This is a genomic window from Azospirillum brasilense (genome assembly GCF_001315015.1).
GTDB classification, from domain to species: Bacteria; Pseudomonadota; Alphaproteobacteria; order Azospirillales; family Azospirillaceae; genus Azospirillum; species Azospirillum brasilense.
Genome location: NZ_CP012915.1, coordinates 1,304,106 through 1,325,128 on the forward strand (window position 1 = coordinate 1,304,106; position 21,023 = coordinate 1,325,128).

The 21,023-nt window shown below is 66.3% G+C and carries 17 protein-coding genes and 1 pseudogene; 10 read left to right on the plus strand and 8 right to left on the minus strand.

Annotated elements, in window-relative coordinates; all coding sequences use genetic code 11:
- Positions 1-201: 201 nt before the first annotated feature.
- The 6 genes from AMK58_RS19625 (at position 202) to AMK58_RS19650 (ending at position 7,051) form a co-directional block, all read left to right on the plus strand.
- A complete protein-coding gene (locus tag AMK58_RS19625) occupies positions 202-1,263 on the plus strand; it encodes a flagellar motor protein MotB (protein ID WP_059399317.1) in 1,062 nt (353 codons plus the stop codon).
- Between the two features lie 198 nt (positions 1,264-1,461).
- Positions 1,462-2,961: a circularly permuted type 2 ATP-grasp protein gene (locus tag AMK58_RS19630; RefSeq protein ID WP_051140577.1), complete on the plus strand. Its 1,500-nt coding sequence runs from the start codon at positions 1,462-1,464 to the stop codon at positions 2,959-2,961.
- On the plus strand, positions 2,958-3,935 hold the full coding sequence (locus tag AMK58_RS19635; protein ID WP_035678514.1) for an alpha-E domain-containing protein: 978 nt from the start codon (positions 2,958-2,960) through the stop codon (positions 3,933-3,935). The genes AMK58_RS19630 and AMK58_RS19635 overlap by 4 nt, the downstream gene beginning before the upstream one ends.
- A gap of 79 nt (positions 3,936-4,014) precedes the next feature.
- The gene (locus tag AMK58_RS19640; RefSeq protein WP_035678513.1) at positions 4,015-4,755 is read left to right on the plus strand and encodes an arginyltransferase; all 741 of its coding nucleotides are present in this window, start codon (positions 4,015-4,017) and stop codon (positions 4,753-4,755) included.
- Between the two features lie 224 nt (positions 4,756-4,979).
- On the plus strand, positions 4,980-5,519 hold the full coding sequence (locus AMK58_RS19645) for a TRAP transporter small permease subunit (protein ID WP_035678512.1): 540 nt from the start codon (positions 4,980-4,982) through the stop codon (positions 5,517-5,519).
- 20 nt (positions 5,520-5,539) lie between these two features.
- Entirely contained in the window at positions 5,540-7,051 is a 1,512-nt protein-coding gene (locus AMK58_RS19650; RefSeq protein ID WP_059399318.1) for a TRAP transporter large permease, read from the plus strand.
- A 122-nt stretch (positions 7,052-7,173) separates the two neighbouring features.
- Here the strand turns inward: AMK58_RS19650 and AMK58_RS19655 are convergent, their stop codons facing one another.
- From AMK58_RS19655 to recO, 3 genes are all read right to left on the minus strand, one after another.
- Positions 7,174-8,271, minus strand: coding sequence for a TRAP transporter substrate-binding protein (locus AMK58_RS19655; RefSeq protein ID WP_059399319.1), 1,098 nt, complete (start codon positions 8,269-8,271; stop codon positions 7,174-7,176).
- Positions 8,272-8,741: 470 nt separating this feature from the next.
- Positions 8,742-11,012, minus strand: a complete 2,271-nt coding sequence (parC, locus tag AMK58_RS19660) for a DNA topoisomerase IV subunit A (RefSeq protein ID WP_035678489.1) — start codon at positions 11,010-11,012, stop codon at positions 8,742-8,744.
- 18 nt (positions 11,013-11,030) lie between these two features.
- Positions 11,031-11,753, minus strand: coding sequence for a DNA repair protein RecO (gene recO / locus AMK58_RS19665; RefSeq protein WP_035678487.1), 723 nt, complete (start codon positions 11,751-11,753; stop codon positions 11,031-11,033).
- A gap of 204 nt (positions 11,754-11,957) precedes the next feature.
- Between recO and AMK58_RS19670 the strand changes: the two genes are divergently transcribed.
- A complete protein-coding gene (locus tag AMK58_RS19670) occupies positions 11,958-14,474 on the plus strand; it encodes a sensor domain-containing protein (RefSeq protein ID WP_035678503.1) in 2,517 nt (838 codons plus the stop codon).
- A gap of 119 nt (positions 14,475-14,593) precedes the next feature.
- On the plus strand, positions 14,594-14,977 hold the full coding sequence (locus AMK58_RS19675) for a hypothetical protein (protein ID WP_014198290.1): 384 nt from the start codon (positions 14,594-14,596) through the stop codon (positions 14,975-14,977).
- 6 nt (positions 14,978-14,983) lie between these two features.
- On the opposite strand, the gene AMK58_RS19680 is transcribed toward AMK58_RS19675, so the two are convergent.
- From AMK58_RS19680 to AMK58_RS19690, 3 genes are all read right to left on the minus strand, one after another.
- Positions 14,984-15,505, minus strand: a complete 522-nt coding sequence (locus tag AMK58_RS19680; RefSeq protein WP_035678484.1) for a hypothetical protein — start codon at positions 15,503-15,505, stop codon at positions 14,984-14,986.
- A 133-nt stretch (positions 15,506-15,638) separates the two neighbouring features.
- Positions 15,639-17,336, minus strand: a complete 1,698-nt coding sequence (locus AMK58_RS19685) for a DHA2 family efflux MFS transporter permease subunit (protein WP_079285421.1) — start codon at positions 17,334-17,336, stop codon at positions 15,639-15,641.
- A gap of 54 nt (positions 17,337-17,390) precedes the next feature.
- Positions 17,391-18,494, minus strand: coding sequence for an HlyD family secretion protein (locus AMK58_RS19690; RefSeq protein ID WP_035678501.1), 1,104 nt, complete (start codon positions 18,492-18,494; stop codon positions 17,391-17,393).
- A 291-nt stretch (positions 18,495-18,785) separates the two neighbouring features.
- Here AMK58_RS19690 and AMK58_RS19695 point away from each other — a divergent pair, with 291 nt between their 5' ends.
- Positions 18,786-19,406: a TetR/AcrR family transcriptional regulator gene (locus AMK58_RS19695; RefSeq protein ID WP_059399320.1), complete on the plus strand. Its 621-nt coding sequence runs from the start codon at positions 18,786-18,788 to the stop codon at positions 19,404-19,406.
- 28 nt (positions 19,407-19,434) lie between these two features.
- Here AMK58_RS19695 and AMK58_RS19700 read toward each other — a convergent pair whose 3' ends face one another.
- Both AMK58_RS19700 and AMK58_RS31975 read right to left on the minus strand, forming a co-directional pair.
- Positions 19,435-20,007, minus strand: a complete 573-nt coding sequence (locus tag AMK58_RS19700) for a DUF3426 domain-containing protein (RefSeq protein WP_059399321.1) — start codon at positions 20,005-20,007, stop codon at positions 19,435-19,437.
- 6 nt (positions 20,008-20,013) lie between these two features.
- Positions 20,014-20,106, minus strand: a pseudogene (locus tag AMK58_RS31975) (zinc-ribbon domain-containing protein); the annotation flags it as partial.
- A gap of 231 nt (positions 20,107-20,337) precedes the next feature.
- On the opposite strand from AMK58_RS31975, the gene ftsE reads away from it, so the two are divergent.
- Positions 20,338-21,018 carry a cell division ATP-binding protein FtsE gene (gene ftsE / locus AMK58_RS19705; protein WP_014198283.1) on the plus strand — a complete coding sequence of 227 codons (681 nt, stop codon included), beginning with the start codon at positions 20,338-20,340 and terminating at the stop codon, positions 21,016-21,018.
- Positions 21,019-21,023: the final 5 nt, after the last annotated feature.

Below are 21,023 nucleotides of genomic sequence, written 5' to 3' on the forward strand. Positions count from 1 at the left end.
TGGGGCGAGGGTGCGGCGGCGAAACAGCGGGATTAACCCAGCCAGACCCTTGGTGCAAGCCGCATCTGCCGCGATGCGTCCGGAAGCGGGCGGAAGCCGCTATGCGCCGCATTAAATGGATCTTAAGGATAACACCCCACCCTCCGGGTGTCCGCACTGGCCACGAATTCCCGACCACAGGGCCCCACTCAGCAAGGCTTCATGTCAGCGAACCCGTCCGGCGGCGAACGGCCGATCATCATCAAGAAGAAGAAGGGCGGCCATGGCGGCCACCATGGTGGCGCCTGGAAAGTCGCCTATGCCGACTTCGTGACGACGATGATGGCCTTCTTCCTGCTGCTGTGGCTGCTCAACGTCACCACGTCGGACCAGCGCAAGGGCATCGCGGACTATTTCTCGCCCACCTCGGTCAGCCGTGAGAGCTCCGGGTCCGGCGGCATGCTGGGCGGGCGCACCATCACCGCGCCGGGCGCCCAGATCTCCCCCTCCTCGCCGATGTCCGCCGACGTTCCGGTCTCCGGTCCGCCCGGCCACTCGACCCAGGAGGACGACGAGGCGAACGACCCGACCGACGCCGCCCCGCCGCCGCCCGCCTCGACCGCCGAACAGAAGTCCAGCGAGTCGCGGCTCGACTACCAGAAGCGGCTGGAGGAGCAGGCCAAGCAGCTCGGCATTCCCGGCCAGAAGCCGGGCGAGCGGCTGTCCGACTTCGCGGAACGGGTGAAGGAGGGCGGCGAGAAGCTGCAGGACGCCCAGAAGGAAGCCCGCCAGTTCCAGCAGGCCGCCACCGAGATCCGGCAGGCCATCCAATCCGTGCCGGAGCTGGAGCCGCTGGCCCAGAATCTGATGATCGACCAGACGCCGGAGGGTCTGCGAATCCAGATCGTCGACCAGGACCGCGTCTCGATGTTCCCCGGCGGGTCGGGCCAGATGTACCCGCAGACCCGCCAGCTCGTCATGCAGGTGGCCAAGGCGCTCGCCAAGCTGCCCAACAAGCTGTCGATCAGCGGCCACACCGACGGCGTTCCCTTCACCTCCGGGGCCGGGCGCGACAACTGGGACCTCTCCACCGAACGCGCCAACGCCACGCGCCGCGCCCTGATCGCCGGCGGCATCCCGGAGGAGCGCGTCCAGGACGTGATCGGCCGCGCCGACCGCGATCTGCTGGTGCCCGACCAGCCCGGCAGTCCGCGCAACCGCCGCATCAGCATGGTGTTGCTGCGCGAAAGCAAGACCGCCGCCGCGCCCGCCGCCACGAATTGATACCAAAGCCGATGTGGCGTTGGTACCAAGGCGTTAGTTCCTTGCCTTTGAACGTACCTCTTCTTGTTTTGTCGATGCGCTGCACAACGCGGGGAATGTTTGCCCTGTTCAAATGGCGAAGCGATGGTTCATACTTCGCGGCAGACACCATTGCCATACGGCATCGGTCAATCAAGGGCGTTAGCTGCGGGGGAGTCTGTGAGCGTACCCGAAGGCAAGGCGACTGACCTTTTGACGAACTATGATCCCGGCCTTTACTACGACGAATTGTTCGGAGGCCGTGATTATCCAGCCGAGCACTCGGCGCTGATCCGGCAGAGACTGGCCGGTCTGAACTTCGGGGATCTGTTGCGGCGGTCGCAGGACGCCGAACGTGAACTGTACAATCTGGGCATCACCTTCCTCGTTTACTCGAACAAGGACGCGGTGGACCGGATTCTGCCCTTCGACATCATTCCCCGGGTCATCTCGGCAAAGGAATGGGCGCATCTGGAAGCCGGGATTACCCAGCGCGTCACGGCGCTGAACCTGTTCCTCCACGATATCTATCACGACCAGAAGATCCTGAAGGACGGGGTGATCCCCGCCGACCTCGTGCTGGGCAACGGCTGCTTCCGGCCGCAGATGGTCGGGCTGGACGTGCCGTTCGACACCTACATTCACATCATGGGCACGGATCTGGTCCGTGACCGCGAGGGGACCTTCCGCGTGCTGGAGGACAATGGACGCGTGCCGTCCGGCGTGTCCTACGTGGTCGAGAACCGCCACATGATGCAGCGCGTGTTCCCTGACCTGATGCAGGACATCGGCATCCGCCCGGTGGACAATTACGGGCACAAGCTGCTCGACGCGATGATGGAGATCGCGCCGCAGGACGTCGCCGACCCGCAGGTCGTGCTGCTGTCGCCCGGCTCCTACAACTCCGCCTATTTCGAGCACATCTTCCTGGCGCGCGAGATGGGCGTGCCGTTGGTCGAGGGGCGCGATCTGGTGGTGGAGAACGACCGCGTCTACATGAAGACCACCAACGGTCTGGCGCGCGTCGATTCGATCTACCGCCGCATCGACGACGCCTTCCTCGACCCCAAGGCCTTCAACCCGGACAGCATGCTGGGCGTGCCGGGCATCATGGAGGCCTACCGCAAGGGCAACGTGGCGCTGGCCAACGCCATCGGCACCGGCGTGGCGGACGACAAGGCGATCTACTGCTACGTCCCGCGGATGATCAAATACTACCTGGACCAGGAGGCGATCATCCCCAACGTGGACACGCGCATCTGCCGCGAGGCCGACGCGCTGCAGTACACGCTGGACAACCTGGACAAGCTGGTGGTCAAGCCGGTCGGCGAGGCCGGCGGCTACGGCATCACCATCGGCCCGCGCGCCAGCAAGGAGGAGCTGGCGGAGTGCCGGGCCAAGCTGCTGGCCGATCCGTCCAACTACATCAGCCAGCCGGTGGTCGACCTGTCGGTCTGCCCCACCGTGACCGACGACGGCATCGATCCCCGCCACGTCGATCTGCGCCCCTTCGCCATCACCGGCAAGAACACCTGGGTGCTGCCCGGTGGCCTGACCCGCGTGGCGCTGAAGAAGGGCACGCTGATCGTCAACTCGTCGCAGGGCGGCGGGTCCAAGGACACCTGGGTTCTCCAGGATGGGGTTCTTCAGGATGGGGCACAGGAAGGGAGCGCGTCGTGAATCTGCTGGCCCGTTACGCCGAATGCATTTTCTGGATGGCGCGCTACATGGAGCGCGCCGAAAACCTCGCCCGAATCCTGGACGTGCATGAGACCTTCGCGCGCGACACGCGGGGAATGACCAACTGGTTCTCCATCGTCCAGCTCAACGCCGACGAGAAGGACTTCTTCAGCCGCCACGACCGCCCCACGGCGGAGGCGGTGGTTCATTACTACATGTTCGACACCCAGAACACGAACTCGCTGGTGTCCATGCTGCGGATGGCGCGGGAGAACGCCCGCGTCCTGCGCCCCTGGATCTCAACCGAGATGTGGACGCAGATCAACGTGTTCCACAACAAGCTGGTGGAAATGAACGGCAAGGGCGTCGCGCTGCCCAACCTGTCCAAGGTCTGCACCTGGATCAAGGAGGAGTGCCAGACCCACACCGGCATCACCGAGGGCACCTTCTACCGCGACCAGGGCTGGTACTTCTACCAGCTCGGCAAGTACATCGAGCGGGCGGACCAGACCACCCGCCTGCTCGACATCAAGTACCACACGCTGCTGCCCTCCCCCGTGGCGGTCGGCTCCACGCTGGACATGAGCCAGTGGACGACGGTGCTGCGCTCGGCCGCCGGGTACCACGCCTTCCGGCGCGTCTACCCGCGCGGCATGTCGCCCACCACGGTCGCCGGCTTCATGATGTTCAACGAGGGATTCCCACGGTCCGTTGTGATGTGTGTGCGACAGATCGACGGCCTCTTGACCCGCCTGAAGTCCCGTTACACCCTGCGCAATGGCAGTGACGCGATGGAAAAGGTGGACGAACTGCTCGGCGCGCTTTTGGCCCGCCCGATCGAAGAGGTGATCCAACTCGGCCTGCACGAGTATCTGGACGGCGTGCAGGCCCAGCTCTGCGGCATCACCACCGAGATCGGACGCGCCTTCTTCGGCCAGGACACCGTCCCCATGACCCAGAGCCAGTCCCAGTAGCCTTCGTTCAGCACCGTCTCCAACCGCCGAACCCCAACAGCCGGCCCATGGGCCGGTGATTCAGAAGTCAGCCAGCCCGATGTCGGTCATCCAGCCGCAACTCCGCCCGCTCCAGCAGTTCTTCCGGTCCGGGCCGATGCCCTGCCCCTATCTGCCGGGACGGGTGGAGCGCAAGCTGTTCACCCGGCTGTTGGGTCCTTATTCGGCGGAGGTCAATTCCACCCTGTCGCGCGCCGGCTTCCGGCGCAGCCACGACATCGTCTACCGGCCGGTCTGCCCGAACTGCCAAGCCTGCGTCCCGGTCCGCATCCCGGTGGGGGCCTTCGCCCCCACCCGGTCGCAGAAGCGCGTCCGCCGAGCCAACGGCGACCTGACTTTGGCGGAGGCGCCAGCCGCCGCCACGACGGAGCAGTACCGGCTGTTCTCGCTCTATCAGAATTCCCGCCACGGCGAATCCGACATGGCGCGCATGGCGATGGCCGATTTCGCCGCCATGATCGACGAGGGCCGCGCCGACACCAGCCTGTTCGAAGCCCGCGACGCGGAGGGGCGGCTGGTCGGCTGCATGCTGACCGACCGGCTGACCGACGGCTATTCCGCCGTCTACAGCTTCTACGATCCCCGCCAGGACCGCCGCAGCCTGGGCAGCTTCATGATCCTCAGCCTGCTGGAGCGCGCCCAGGCGGACGGGCTGCCCTACGTCTATCTCGGCTATTGGATCGCCCAGAGCCGCAAGATGGCCTACAAGGCCAAGTTCCGCCCCCTGGAAGCGTTGGGCCGCGACGGCTGGTTCCCCCTGCCAAACGATCCGGAAGACTGACGGACCGCACGCCGGATTGCCTGAGATCGGAGACTATTGGGGCAATCACGTATAAAGGCTTTCAAGCTCTTGCGCTGCCGGGGCCTCCTGCGGAATATTGCCGCAGCAAACACCCCATGGTGTTACCATAAAAGATTGAACCGGCGCCCAGCGCCACCGTTCACAGGGCAACAAAAGGAACGGACGGGGATACACCCGTTCCAAACCAACAGGGAGGCTCTCCGTTGAGGTTCCTGCTCCGAATCAGCGGGCTGATCGATGCTGTCAACGACGGCATCGGCAAGCTCGTCTATTGGCTGGTGCTGGTCGCCGTGATCGTCAGCGCCGGCAACGCGACCATCCGCTACAGCCTCCATTACAGCTCCAACGCCTGGCTTGAGCTGCAATGGTATTTGTTCTCTGCAATTTTCCTGTTGTGCTCGGGCTACACGTTCCTGCGCAACGAACACATCCGCATCGACATCGTGCTGGGCCGCTTCTCCAGACGCGTCCAGTGCATGGTGGACATCTTCGGGATCCTCTTCTTCCTGTTCCCGATGGCCATCCTGATCATGTGGCTCTCCTGGCCGATGTTCTGGGACAGCTTCATCACCAAGGAAATGTCGAGCGACGCCGGCGGCCTGATCCGCTGGCCGGCCAAGATCCTGGTTCCCGCCGGTTTCTTCCTGCTGACCATGCAGGCGGTGTCCGAGCTGATCAAACGCATCGCCTTCCTGGCCGGTCTCATTGACCAGCCCGGCGAGAAGATGCACAGCCACTCCTAAGAGACCGGGGACCACACACGATGGCCGCCTTCCTCATTGAGAACATGGCGCCGCTGATGTTCGCGGCGCTTGTTCTTTTCCTATTGATGGGTTTCCCGGTCGCCTTCGCGCTCGCCGCGAACGGCCTCCTCTTCGGTCTGATCGGCATCGAGCTGGGTCTGCTGACCCCGGCGCTGTTCCAGGCGCTGCCGGAGCGCGTCTTCGGCATCATGCGCAACGACACGCTGCTGGCCATTCCCTTCTTCACCTTCATGGGGCTGATCCTCGAACGATCCGGCATGGCCGAGGACTTGCTCGACACGGTCGGACAGCTCTTCGGTCCGCTGCGCGGTGGCCTGGCCTACGCGGTGATCTTCGTCGGCGCGCTGCTCGCCGCCACGACGGGCGTGGTGGCCGCGTCGGTCATCTCGATGGGCCTGATCTCGCTGCCGATCATGCTGCGCTACGGCTATGACCGGCGACTGGCGTCAGGCGTCATCGCGGCGTCGGGCACGCTGGCCCAGATCATCCCGCCGTCGCTGGTGCTGATCATCCTGGCCGACCAGCTCGGCCGCTCGGTCGGCGACATGTACGCCGGCGCCCTGGTCCCCGGCCTGGTGCTGACCGGCCTCTACGCCGGCTACATCCTGGTCGTCAGCATTGTCCGCCCCGAGTTCGCTCCGGCCCTGCCGCTGGAGGCCCGCTCCCTGCGCGGCTTCCAGCTCCTGTTCCGGGTGCTGACCTCGCTGGTGCCGCCGCTGGTCCTGATCTTCCTGGTGCTGGGCACCATCTTCCTCGGCATCGCGACGCCGACGGAAGGCGGCGCCATGGGTGCCGCGGGCGCCATGATCCTGGCACTCATGAAGCGGCAGCTCAGCTGGTCGCTGATGCGTCAGGCGATGGACACGACGGCGAAGCTGTCCTCCTTCGTCATCTTCATCCTGATCGGCTCGACGGTCTTCGGTCTGGTGTTCCGCGCCGTGAACGGCGACCTGTGGGTGGAGCATCTGCTGACCGGCCTGCCGGGCGGCGAACTGGGTTTCCTGATCGTCGTCAACATCATGGTCTTCCTGCTCGCCTTCTTCCTCGACTTCTTCGAGCTGGCCTTCATCATCGTGCCGCTGCTCGCCCCGGTCGCGGAGAAGCTGGGCATCGACCTGATCTGGTTCGGCGTCCTGCTGGGCGTCAACATGCAGACCTCCTTCATGCATCCGCCCTTCGGTTTCGCCCTGTTCTTCCTGCGAAGCGTCGCTCCACGGGAGGACTACAAGGACAAGATCACCGGGAAGATCATCAAAAAGATCACCACCGGCCAGATCTACTGGGGCGCCGTGCCGTTCGTCTGCATCCAGCTGATCATGGTGGCTCTGGTCATCATATTCCCGGAGATGGTCTTCAGCGGCCTGGACCGTGGTGAGCCGATCAACATCGACAACATCCAGATCGATATCCCGTCCTTCGATACCGGCGAGCCGCCGCCGCCCTTCGGCGCGCCGGAACAACCGGCCGAGGACCCCAACGCCGACCTCATGCGGCAGTTGCAGGGCAAGTAACCGGCCTTCCATTCCCTCCTCTCCCGCCCGACGGGGGAGGAGTCGGAACCGGGAATCTTGCTCGATCATCGGCAAACAAAAAAGCCCCGCTTCAGCGGGGCTTTTTCGTGACCAATGTTCCTTTACGATTTCTTCTTCAGCGCCGGAGTCGAGTAGACGAAGGTATCGAAGGTGTATTCAGCAACGCGGAACCACTGATATTCTTCGTCACGGAACTTTCGCCACTGCTCGTAGATCTTACGGAACTTCTCGTTCTTCGCGGCTTCCTCTTCGTAGACGTCGAAGGTCGCCTGATAGCAGGCCTGAAGGATCTCTCGTGGATAAGGCTTAAGCAGGGTGCCGGTGCCGACCAGACGCTTCACCGCGAGCATGTTCACCACGTCGTACTTGCCGAGCATGTCGGCGGTCGCGTCGGCGCAGGCCGCCTCCAGAATCGCTTGATAATGCTTGGGAAGCTGCTCCCACTGCGGCATGTTGACGAGGAAGGACACCTGCGGGCCGCCTTCCCACCAGCCGGGATAGTAATAATATTTGGCGACTTTGTTGAAGCCCAGCTTCTCGTCGTCGTAGGGGCCCACCCACTCCGCCGCGTCGATGGTGCCCTTCTCCAACGCCGGATAGATGTCGCCACCGGCGATCTGCTGTGGCACGACCCCCAGACGCTGCAGGATGGTGCCGGCGTAGCCGCCGATGCGGAACTTCAGCCCCTTCAGATCCTCCACCGTCTTCAACTCGTTGCGGAACCAGCCGCCCATCTGGGTACCGGTGTTGCCCGCCGCGAACTGGATGATGTTGTAGCCTTTGAAGAATTCCCGCATCAGCTCCATACCGCCGCCGTGGGTCATCCAGGCGTTCTGCTGGCGCGCGTTCAAGCCGAAGGGCATCGCCGCGTCAAAGGCGAAGGTCGGGTCCTTGCCGACGTAGTAGTAGGAGACGGTGTGGCCGCACTCCACGGTGCCGTCCTTCACGGCGTCCAGCACCTGAAGGCCGGGGACGATCTCACCGCTGGCGAAGGTGCGTATCTGGAACTTGCCCTCGGTCATCTCGGCAACGCGCTTGGCCACCCGCTCGGCCCCGCCGTAGATGGTGTCCAGGCTCTTGGGAAAGCTCGACGCGCAGCGCCACTTGATCTCGGGGTTGCTCTGCGCGATGGCGGGAGCGGCCAAAGTGCTGGCGGCGACACCGACACCGGCGCTGGTGATGAAGGTACGGCGTTTCATGGCGGTCTCCTTGGGTCCTCTCGTCCCGGCGTGGGCGCACACCGCCGTTCCGGCCCCCGGAAAGGGAGCGCGGCGTGCGAACCGAAAGGCTGTTGTTTTTGAGGAAGTTGTCTGGCAACGCCGGATCGACGTCACCGTGCGGGTCACGGACCGGGGCTGATGGAGACAGGCCCCTGTGTCGCCGCTGTACCTTCACACGGATCTGTGGTGACCATGCGCGTGCCTCCCTGTCGCCCGGTGTTCCTCCGGCCCCCGGCGCGCCCTTCGGGCACTCCTTCGGTCGGCGGCACCGAGTTCATTTTGATACAACGACTATGCCGGAATCGCGGGGCAGACTTCAAGCCCGAGCATGGCTCAGCCCTACCAATTCGGGAATTTTCCGTCGGAGATTCCGCCAAAAGTGAAACGGGGGGCCGAAAGCCCCCCGTTTGCGCGCAACGTTAGGTGTATGGGGCCGGGAAACGGCCGGCTTACGTGAAGCGGTTGACCTTGGGGAAGCCGTTGGGCGGCATCTTGCCCACGCCGGCGCGGTTGCCCAGCCAGCCGGTCAGGTTGGTGACGTTGAACTGCCGCTCGCCGTGCTTCCAGCTCAGCCCCTCGGCGACGGTGAAGACCTTCAGGTCGGACAGGCTGCCGTCCTTGTACTTCTGGAGCTGCACGCCCTTGCCGCGGGCCATCACCGGCACCTGCTCCAACGGGAAGACCACCATCAGGCGGTTGTTGCCGATGACGGCGACGTGGTCGCCCTCCGCTGGGATGCAGATCTTGGCGTCCTTGTTGTCGTCGGGGTTGAGAACCTGCTTGCCGGAGCGGGTGTGGGCGACGACCTCGTTCTCCTCGACCTGGAAGCCGCGCCCATCCTCCGACGCGACCAGCAGGCGGCGGTCGGGTTGGTGCTTGAACAGGGTGATGATGTCCGCCTCGTTGCCGAGATCGATCATCAGCCGCACCGGTTCACCGAAGCCGCGCCCGCGCGGCAGCTTGTCGGCGGACAGCGTGTAGAATTTGCCGTTGGTGCCGAAGACGAGGAGCTTGTCGGTGGTCTCGCAATGGACCCAGAAACCTTCCTTGTCGCCTTCCTTGTATTTGACGTCGAGACGTTCGGCGTCGGTCAGATGGCCGCGCACCGCGCGGATCCAGCCCTTCTGAGAGCACAGCACGGTCAGCGGCTCGCGCTCCACCATGGCATCGACGGGGATGTCGATGATTGCCGTCGCGGTGGCCACCTGCGTCCGGCGGTCCTCGCCGAAGCGCTTGCGCGTCTCCTCCGTCTCCTTGCCGATCCTCTCCCAGCGCAGAACCGTGTCGGAGAGAAGCTCCGTCAGCCCGGCCTTCTCGGCGCTCAGCGCGTCGTTCTCGCGCTGGATCTCCATCTCCTCCAGCTTGCGCAGGTTGCGCAGCCGCATGTTGAGGATGGCCTCGGCCTGCACCTCGGTCAGGGAGAAGGCACGCATCAGCTCCTGCTTCGGCTCGTCCTCCTCGCGGATGATGCGGATCACCTCGTCAAGGTTCAGATAGGCGATCAGATAGCCGCCCAGCACCTCCAGCCGGTGGTCGATCTTGGCCAGCCGGTGGCGGGACCGGCGCTCAAGAACCTCCATCCGATGGTCGAGGAAGGCGTCCAGCACCTCGAACAGGTTCATGACGCGCGGGGCATTGTCCTTGCCCAGCACGTTCATGTTCATGGCGAAGCGGATTTCCAGATCGGTCGTCTGGAACAGCGAGGCCATCAGGACCTCGGGGTCGACGTTGCGGCTCTTCGGCACCAGGACGAGACGCACGTCCTCCGCCGACTCGTCGCGGACGTCCTCCAGCAGCAGCAGCTTGCGGTTGGTCAGAAGCTCCGCGATCTTCTCGACCAGACGGGCCTTCTGCACCTGATACGGGACCTCGGTGACGACGACCTGCCAGGTGCCCTGCCCCAGCTTCTCCACCTCCCACTTGGCGCGCAGGCGGAAGGAGCCGCGCCCGGTCCGGTAGGCCTCCACCACGTTGGCGCGCGGCTCCACCAGAACGCCGCCGGTCGGGAAGTCGGGGCCGGAGATCAGGGTGACCAGATCCTCGATCGAAGGAGGGGGCGGCGCCTCCTTGCCGGCCAGAAGCGCCTTCTCGCGGCGCTGCCTGTACTTCACGATCAGCCGCAGGGCGGAGCAGAGCTGGGCGGCGTTGTGCGGCGGGATGTTGGTCGCCATGCCGACCGCGATGCCGCTGGAGCCATTGGCCAGCAGGTTGGGGAAGTTGGCGGGCAGGACCGCCGGCTCGTCCCCGTCGCCGTCGTAGGTCGGGCGGAAATCGACCGCGTCCTCGTCGATGCCTTCCAGAAGCGCCTTGGCGACATCGGTCAGGCGCGCCTCGGTGTACCGCATGGCCGCGGCGTTGTCGCCGTCGATGTTGCCGAAGTTCCCCTGCCCATCCACCAGCGGGTAGCGCACCGCAAAGTCCTGCGCCAAGCGGACCAGCGCGTCATAGACGGAGGTGTCGCCGTGCGGATGGAACTTGCCGATCACGTCGCCGACCACGCGGGCCGACTTCTTCGGCGGAGTCGAGGGGTCGAGCCGCAGCTGGCTCATGGCGTAGAGCAGACGCCGGTGCACCGGCTTCAGCCCATCGCGCACGTCGGGCAGCGACCGCGCCATGATGGTGGACAGCGCGTAGCTCAGATACCGCTCGCTCAGCGCGTCGCGGAGCGGCTTCTCCTGGATGTCGAGGACGGGGTCTTGGGCAGGGTCTCGGGACGTCATGGCGTGTGGATACCAAATCTAGCGGCCACGCGCCACAGCGTTCTCGTAACGTTCTCTTAATCGCAGCCTTGCGGGCGGCAGTGGGCCGTTGAGGAGATGGCGCTCCAGGAAATGACCGGTCAGGCGCAGTCCCTCCGCCACCGCCTGCGGCCCCCCGCCGCCCAGACCGATCAGGAATCCGGGCAGCGGCAGCAGCCGGTCGCGGTAGGGCTCCCCGGCCGACGCCGACACCGCGCGACCGGTGCGCGGGCTGACGTAGGCGAGATAGTCGTTCGCCCCCGTCACCGCGCAACGATCGAGATCCAGCCCGAATCCGAGCTCCGCCAGCAGCCCGACCTCCCACCGCACATAGGACTCGGCCCAGGCATCGCCGGCCAGCAGTCCGAACAGCGCCAACAGCCCGTCGAACAGCGCCGGGTGCGGCTGGTGTTCCGGAAGGGCGGCCTCGGCCAGGGCGCAGGCGGCGGTCAAGGTCGCGAGTCGCAACGGGTCGTCCAAAAAGGCGGCGGAATAGCCCTGCACCACCTCCAGCGTCAGGTTGCCCAGATGTTCGGGCAGGCGCCCGCGCCAGCGCGCCGACACCAGCGTGCCGGGCTCCAGCGCCGCCCGCGTGCGGCTGGACCGCCCGCCCATGACCATGCCGGCGTGCCGCCCATGGTCCCGCGTCAGCAGGGTGACGACCGCCGAGGTCTCGCCATGCGGCCGGGCCGACAGCACAACGCCCTGATCGGACCACTCCATACGGCTGCTTCCTTACGTTGACGGGATCTGCGGGGCTCGCCCAGGGCGCCCAGGCGTGCCACGGAGTGCCCGCGAAGCGGGATCGGTCACGCTTTCCGCCAGCATGGCGCAAATCCTTCGCAACAGGGCTTCATTTCTCATTCACCATTCGGGCACTATGTTGCGAATGACAGAATGCGGGCGCGCCGCGGCGGTGAGGGGGCTTTGAGCAGCACGATCGAGCGATATCTGCTGGCCGAGAAAGCTGGCTCCGAGGGCGTCTGGGACTGGGACCTTCGCAACGATACGATGTTCCTGTCTCCCCGCTTTAAGGAGTTTCTCGGCCTGCCGCCGGGCGAGATCAATCGCCCGGAAGATTGGCTCGACCACGTCCACCCCGACGACATCGACTGGCTCTACGCCTCCTTCGAAGGCCAGATGGTTGGCGTCTCGCTTCCTTTCCAGATCGAACACCGCGTCCGCCGTGCCGGAGCCGGCTTGTCGCCGGACAATGGCGACTCCGGCTGGCGCTGGCTGGTCTGCCGCGGCATGGCGGTGCCCGACGAATCGGGCGATCCGGTGCGTCTCGTCGGGTCGGTCGCCGACATCACCGACCGCAAGCACGCCGAAGCCCAGCTCCGCAAGAGCGAGGAGCGATACGCCCTCGCCGCCGCGGCCAGCAATGATGGGTTGTGGGATTGGGATCTCGACTCCGGAACCGCCTATTATTCGCCGCGCTGGCTGTCGCTCCTCGGTCTTGAGGAAGGCAGCGTCGGCAACAGCCCGGATGAATGGATGGAGCGCGTCCATTCCGACGACCGCCGTTCGTTGCGCGAGGCGCTCGACGCCCTGGGCGGCGACAACACCGTTTTCCAGATCGAATACCGCGTGCACCACGCCGACGGCGGCATCCGCTGGATGGCCTGCCGCGGCATCGCGGTGCTGGACACGCAGGGCCGCCCGGTGCGTCTGGTCGGCAGCCAGGCCGACGTCACTGACCGCAAGACCGCCGAGCAACGCCTGCTGCAGAGCGAGGAACGCTACGCGCTGGCCGCCGCGGGCGCCAACGACGGGCTGTGGGACTGGCGGCTTGACACGGACGAGGTCTATTACTCCCCACGCTGGGCAGCGATGCTCGGCTTCGCCATGGACAGCCTGTCCAACCGCATCGGCGAGTGGTTCGACCGCGTGCACCCCGACGATCTGGCCGGGCTGCGCACTGCCTTCGACCTGCATCTGACGGGCGAGCGGGAGCATCTTCAGCACGTCTTCCGCATCCAGGCCGCCGACGGGGATGAGCTGTGGATGCTGGTCCGCGGACTCGCCGTTCGCGACGGGTCGGGCCGGTCGGTGCGAATCGCCGGCTCGATGACCGACATCACCGCCCAGAAGCGGGCGGAGCAGCAGCTTCTGTTCGACGCCTTCCACGACGGCATGACCGGACTGCCCAACCGCACCCTTCTGCTGGACCGCATCGGTCAGGCGCTCGACCGCAACCGGCGTGCTGGCGGCAAAGCCTTCGCCGTCATCTTCATCGATCTCGACCGTTTCAAGTCGATCAACGACGCGCTGGGATCCAGCGTCGGCGACCGGCTGCTGAAGACCATCGCCGAGCGGTTGGACGACACCCGCCGCATGGGCGACACGCTGGCCCGCCTGTCGGCGGACGAGTTCGCCGTTCTCTTGGACGGCATCGATGACGTGGGCGACGCCCTGTCCGCCGCGGAGCGCATGGGCGAGGCCGTCGCGCGGCCGCTGGCGTTGGACGGGCACGAGTTCGTTCTGTCCGCCTCCATCGGCATCGCGCTCAGCGTCTCCGGCTACGACCGGGCGGAGGAGATGCTGCGCGACGCCAGCCTCGCCATGTACCGTGCCAAGTCAGGCGGTCGGGCGCGCATCGACGTCTTCGACAGCAACCTGCGCCGTCAGGCGATGGCCCAGATGCGCACGGAAACCGACCTGCGCATGGCGTTGGAGCAAAACCAGCTCGTCCTCTATTACCAGCCAATCGTCGCCCTGTCCTCAGGCCAGATCGCCGGGTTCGAGGCGCTGATGCGGTGGAAACATCCCGAGCGCGGGCTGGTCCCGCCGGGCGAATTCATCCCGCTGGCCGAGGAATCGGGGCTGATCGTGCCGATGGGCCGATGGGCACTGCGCGAGGCGGCGCGCCAGCTCGGCCGGTGGCAGACCAGCTTCCCCCGCCCCACCCCGCTGTTCATGAGCGTGAACGTCTCCTCCCGCCAGTTCAGCGACGACGACCTGATCGGGCTGGTGAGCGACGTGCTGCTGGAAAGCGGGGTTCCGCCCTCCAGCCTGAAGCTGGAGATCACGGAGAGCCTGCTGATGAAGGACCCCGCCAAGTGCCGGGTTCTGATGCAGGGCATCCGCGACATGGACGTGCGCCTGTCCATCGACGACTTCGGCACCGGCTATTCGTCGCTGTCCTACCTGCACAAATTCCCGGCGGACACGCTGAAGATCGACCGCAGCTTCGTCCAGGCCATCTCGTCGGGCGAAGGCAACGCCGCCATCGTGCAGGTGATCGCCACGCTGGCCGCCATCCTGGGCATGGAGGCGGTCGCCGAAGGCGTGGAGACCGAGATGGAGTCGGAGTTCCTGCGCGACATCATGTGCAAGTACGCGCAGGGCTATCTCTACGCCCGCCCGGCCCCCGCCGACGCCATCGAGGCGCTGCTGCTCCGCGAGGCGGAGGAACCGCTGGTCCTTCCCAGCTTGGCGTAAGGCCCGCATCCTCCAATCCCGGCTCCATTCCGCCCCCCATCCAACGGACACTTTCCCCGGCACCGCCCTTTGTGCGAGTGTCCGCGCTCTTTCATTGGGACAGATCAGGATCTCGCGTTATGGCCGACCGCAACTGCGGAGAATGCACGCTGTGCTGCAAGCTGATGGGCGTGCCCGAACTGAAGAAGCCTTCGGCCAAGTGGTGCGTGTCCTGCGACCAGGGCAAGGGATGCACGGTCTATGAGGAGCGTCCGCAGTCCTGCCGGAACTTCCAATGCTTCTGGCTGATGGACGAGAATTTCCCCGACGAGTTCCGGCCCGACCGCATCCACGCCCTGGCCGCCTTCAACGACGTCAAGGACAGCTGCGTCCTCCACGTCGATCCGGCCAAGCCGCGGGCCATGTCCAGCCCGAAGGTCAACGCCCTGATCGACGCGCTTCTCAAGAGCTACGCCAAGGTGTTCGTGCTGTCCGGCAAGGAAAGCGCGCTGATCCAGCGCTGAGGCCGGTTACGCCCCTCCGCCGCCGCGGAAGTTGAGCAGGCTCGGCGCCTTGTCGATGATCTCCTCCAGGATCAGGGAGGCGGTCTCCAGATCGCGCTCCAGGTCCGAGCCCAGCTTGCCGGCGTAGTTGGGGCGCTTCAGCTTCTCGTGGGCGTCGTGCAGGCTGCGCAGCTCCGCCACGAAAATCTCGCGGGCGCCCATGGGCAGGATCGGGTTGGCCGACAGCACGAAGAAGAAGCGCATGCTGGCCCGTACCAGAAGAGCCAGCATCACCGTGTCCAGCCGCTCGAACTGGTCGCGCAGGTCGTCGGAGCGGGTGTCCACGAGGTTGCGCAGCCGCTGCTCGATCAGGATGACCAGCGCCTGGAACTCGCCCACCTTGTCGCGGAATTCGCGGTAGGCGCCGAAGCTGTGCTTGCTCGCCTCATGCTCGGCCAGTTGGGCCAGCTTCGACGCCTCCCGGCACTGGCGCTCCAGCGCGGACAGCAGTTCCTTGACCTCGGCGCGGGTGTATTGGCGCTTGCTCATGACGGCGGAAAGACCCTTCGACGCGACGGCCTGCCCTATAGCACGAAGACAGGCGCCGGTCACCGGGACGCTTCACCGGCGCGACGGGACGGCCACACCCGGGACGGCCACACCCCCGACGGCCACGCCGCGATCAGTGATCCGCCGCCGCCGGTTTGCCGCCTGGACGCCGCACCAGCGGCATCAGCAGAAGCCCGGCGAAGAACACCCCGGCCATCAGCAGCAGACAGTCGTTGAAGGTCAGCACCATCGCCTCGCGCTCGACCATGCGGGCCAGCGTCTTCATGGCGGCGGCCTGCGGGTCGGCGACCAGCCCGTCGAATTTGGCGGCCAGACCGTCCAGCGTCTCCTGCACCAGCGGACGGGCGAGGTTCAGGTTGTCGCCCAGCCGGTTCATGTGCAGGGACGCCCGCTCCAGCAACACGGTGTTGATCGCCGCCAGACCGATGGCGCCGCCCAGGTTGCGCATCAGGTTGTAGAGGCCCGACGCGTTCTTGAGCTGCTCCGGCGGCAGGGTGCCGAGCGCGATGGTGTTCACGGGGATGAAGCAGAGCATCAGCGACAGGCCGCGCACCGCCTGCGGCAGGAACAGCTCCCAGAAGCCGGACTGGTTGGTCAGGTGGGCGTTCAGCCAGACGCCGGTGCCGAACAGGCACAGCCCCATCGCCAGCATCACCCGCAGGTCGAGCTTCTTCGACAGCGCGCCGGCGATCGGCGCGGACAGGAACTGGAAGGCGCCGGTCACGAACATGATCGTGCCGATCTGCAGGCTGTTCAGCCCGCGCACCCGCGCCAGGAACAGCGGTTGCAGATAGACCGCCCCGTAGAGCCCGATGCCGATGATGAAGCTGTAGAGCGAGCCGATGGCGAAGTTGCGGTCCAGGAAGGCGCGCAGCTCGACGATCGGGTTGCCGTAGGTCAGGACCCGCCAGAAGAAACCGACGGCGGACACCACGGCGACCACGGCGAAGATCGCCACATACTCGTCCTGGAACCAGTCCTGGCGCGGGCCTTCCTCGACCACGAACTCCAGGCTGCCGAGGAAGGCGGCCATCAGCCCCAGCCCGATGAAGTCGAAACCCTTGCGCAGCGCCGGGTTGGGCTTGTCCACGTCGACCAGCGTCCACACCAGCGAGGTCACGGCGATGCCCGGCAGCACGTTGGCCAGGAACAGCCAGTGCCAGGAGAAGCTCTGGGTCAGCCAGCCGCCCAGCGTCGGCCCCAGCGTCGGCGCCATGGTGGCGACCAGACCGATCATCACCGACACGCCGGCCCGCTTTTCCGGCGGGAACAGCGAGAAGCTGGTGGCGAAGACGGTCGGGATCATCGCTCCGCCGATGAAGCCTTGGAGCGCCCGCCACACGATCATCGATTCGATGCTGGAGGTGAAGGCGCAGGCGACGCTGGTCAGGGTGAAGCCGGCGGCGGCGATGGTGAACAGCACGCGGGTGGAGAGAATCCGCGCCAGCATGCCGGACAGCGGGATCATCACCACCTCGGCGATGAGGTAGGAAGTCTGCACCCACGAGATTTCATCGGCGCTGGCCGCGAGGCCCGCCTGGATCTCCGACAGGGAGCTGGAAACGATCTGGATGTCCAGGATCGCCATGAACATGCCGACGACCATGGACAGGAAGCCCAGCCAGTCACGCGTGCTCACCGGGCGCGGCCCGGCGCTGGACCCGACACTGGAAGGGGAAGGAGCCGCCGCGCCCCGGCCCGCGGGGGGCGGGGGAGTTTGGAGCCGGGACGCGGCGGTCTCGCCACCCGCATCCGCCGGGGGATTGGCGTTGCGGGCGGTGGGGGTGTCGTCGTTGGTGATGGCGGTCATGGTCGCCCTCTCCAGGACGAAAGAGATTGGAACGTAAAACGGGTGTCGGTGCGGTTACTTCGACGCGACCGTCCGGCCGGGGACCAGCGCGCCCATGACGGTGTTCCTGTCGTGCGGCTGCTCCTCGGCGCCGCGGGTGTCGACCTCGGCCACCACCGACAGGCCGGGACGCAGCAGGCCGGACAGCGCGCTGTCGCGCGGCAGGGCGATGCGCACCGGCACGCGCTGGACGATCTTGGTGAAGTTGCCGGTCGCGTTCTCCGGCGGCAGCAGGCTGAACTGCGAGCCCGACGCCGGGGCGAAGCTCTCCACCCGGCCGAGCAGATGCTTGTCCGGATAGGCGTCGACCTCCACCGTCACCGGCTGGCCGGGACGCATGCGGGCGAGTTGCGTCTCCTTGAAGTTGGCGACCACATAGACGTCGGGCAGCGGCACCAGCGAGAGAAGCTGCACGCCCGGACGCGCGTACTGGCCGACCTGGACGCCGCGGTTGCCGACCACCCCGTCCACCGGGGCGCGGATGACCGTGTTGTTCAGGTCATTGCGCGCGGTCTGCAGGGCGGCCTCCGCTTGGCGCAGCCGGGCGTCGGTCTCGCTGCGGCTGGCGTTCAGCACGCCGACCTGATCCTGTTCCGCGACCAGCGCGGCGCGGCTGCGGGCGGTCTCCGCCGTCGCCTTGCGCAGGTCGGCGTCTGCCGTCTCGAACTTCTGGCGGCTGGCCCAGCTGTCGCTGGCCAGCGCGCGGGTGCGGTCGAAATCCTGCTGGGCGCGGCGCTGCTCGGCCTCGGCGCTGGAGACCGAGGCGGCGGCCTGATCGATGATCGCCTTCTGGAGCTGCAGCTTGCTGTCGATGGTGCCGAGCGCCGCCTTCTGCGCGGCGACATTGGCCTCGGCCTCTGCCACCTTGGCGCGGAAGTCCTGGTCATCCAGCACAGCCAGCACGTCGCCCGCGGCGACCTGCTGGTTCTCCGCCACCCGGACGTCCCGCACATAGGCCGAGACCTTGGGGCTCACCACCGTGATGTCGCTGTGGACATAGGCGTTGTCGGTCGACTCGAAGAAGCGACCCTCGGTCCACCACTCCCAGCCGGCGTAACCGCCACCGGCCAGCACCGCCACCGCCACACCCGACAGAACGATCTTCCGCACGGCTTTCATCGTGATCCAACCCACCCGTTTCGGTTCTTTGCCCGGCACGGTCCGGCTTGCTGCCGCCCCGCCGAAACTGAACCGTTCAGTTTAGTCTTGCGAAAAGATGATCGCGGGCCTACCTGTTGTCAAGAGTGAACTGAACGGTCTAGTTTTAACGTTTGGGATTGTGGTTGAATGCGGAACGCGCTACGGCAGCGGGGACTCGGCATACGAAGTCCCGCAAGCACCGCCGGCACCGTGGTAGAACAGGACGCAGGGCCGGTTTCAGGACACCCGGCTTCAGGACATGAGGAACGCATGAGCACGCTGGTCGCCCCCACCCCGGAGGCAGGATCGAAGCCCGCGCAGATCCTGGAGGCCGCCGGAAAGCTGTTCCTGGACCATGGCTACGGCGCCGTCAGCATGGACGCCATCGCCAAGACGGCCAACGTGTCCAAGGCGACCCTCTACGCCCATTTCGGCAGCAAGGACGAGCTGTTCCGCGTCATGGTCGCTCGCGAATGCAAGGGTCAGGCGATGGCCGCCGTCTGCGAGGAGGCGCGCGCGCTCGACATGGCCGATGGGCTGCGCCTGATCGCCCGCCATTTCGTCACGCTGATCCTCTCGCCACAGGCGCTGGCCGGCTACCGCGTGGTGGTCGGCGAGGCGCACCGCTTCCCCGAGCTGGCGAGCGCCTTCTACGAGGCGGGCCCGGCCCGCACCATGGAGCACATCAGCGCCTTTATGACCGACCTCGACGGCCGCGGCCTGCTGCGCATTCCCGACCCGCAGTTGGCGGCGGAGCAGTTCGTCGGACTCGTCAAGTCGCACACGCACCTGCGCTTCATGCTGTGCCTGTCCGAGCGCCCGACCGAGGAGCAGCTGACCCGGATTGTCGACGGCGCGGTTTCCCTGATCATCCGGGGCTACGCGCCCTAACGGGCCCACCATCCTAATGGAGCGGTGCTCAGCGACCCCCATCGAAGGTGATCATGACCTCCAGCACCCCCGCGGCGTCCGTCTGGACATCGCGGAAAGTGGCGATCTCACCGGGAAGGATCTGCGGCGGCACCGGCTCGACGGTCCAGTTCCTCAGCGGCTGACGGTCGGCGCCCAGCGCGGTGACCCGCAGCGCCGGCACCGTGCGCGCCGCTTCGGAGACGTTGAGAATCTGCCCTTCCACGAGCAGAGCGGTCTTGCCGTCCTCGGCCTTCTGTTCGGAGCGGACGTTCTGAAGCTGGAGACCGGTGCCCGGCGGCTCCACCGGCAGGCCGACCGTTTCGTAGAACAGGGCGGCCGGAGGCCACAACCGTACCACGGTGGCGCGGCCGAAGTAACCGGCGGCGCCGATGGCCAGCAGGACCGCAACGAAACTCCCCCAGCCGACCAGCGCCCGGCGCCGCGCGCCCGGGTCCGCCGGAGGCTTGCCGGGCGCCGACTTCTTGGCGGCCGGTGCCTTGGACGGCGGCGGGACCGGATGGAACTCGGTCACCGCGTCGGGGGGAAAGGCGGCCTCATCCTGCGGCGACTGCCACCACATGTGTCCGCATTGGGCGCAACGCACCTTCCGGCCCTGCGGACCGACCGCCGAATCGGCAAGAGTGTACCGTGTGTCGCAGGCCGGGCAGGTGATGATCATAGATGCCGATCGTTGTCACCGAAATTGCAGACTGTCCTTATAGGTAGTCATGGGGTGTGAAGCAAGGAACGCACGGGCGGTGCGTGCGACCGTCCCGAACCGCGTCCCGAACCGGATGATCGGCGGGACGGGACGGACAGCGGTGGACGCGCCGGCCCCTGCCGGTGCATTGTCCATCCGCGCACCCGGCGGGACGTCGCCGGGGCCTTCCGTTGCGCCTTTGGTGGGACTGTGATCCGTTTCGAGAATGTGGGACTGCGCTATGGCACCGGACCGGAGGTGCTGCGCGACATCAGCTTCACCCTGCCGCCCGGCTCGTTCCACTTCATGACGGGGGCGAGCGGGGCCGGCAAGTCGTCGCTGCTGAAGCTGATGTATCTGGCGCTCCGCCCGTCGCGCGGGCTGGTCACCCTGTTCGGCAAGGACATGGCGCGGGTCAAGCGCACCGATCTGCCGGCGCTGCGCCGCCAGATCGGGGTGGTGTTCCAGGACTTCGCCCTGCTCGACCATCTCTCGGCGCTCGACAACGTGGCCCTGCCGCTGCGCATGGGCGGCGCGCGCGAATCCGACGTGGTGGAGCACTGCACGGAGATCCTGCGCTGGGTGGGGTTGGGCAACCATCTGAACTCCCTGCCCTCCACCCTGTCGGGTGGACAGCAGCAGCGCGTCGCCATCGCCCGCGCGGTCATCAACCGCCCGCGCCTGCTGCTGGCCGACGAGCCGACCGGCAACGTGGACGACGGCATCGGCATGCGCCTGCTCTACCTGTTCGAGGAGCTTCACAAGCTGGGCACCACCGTGGTCATCGCCTCGCACAACGAGGCGCTGATCCGCCGCTTCGAGCACCCGCGCCTGATGCTGGAGAACGGGCGCCTGCACGTCCTGCCGGCGCACGCCTCGCGCTGGGCCTGACGCGG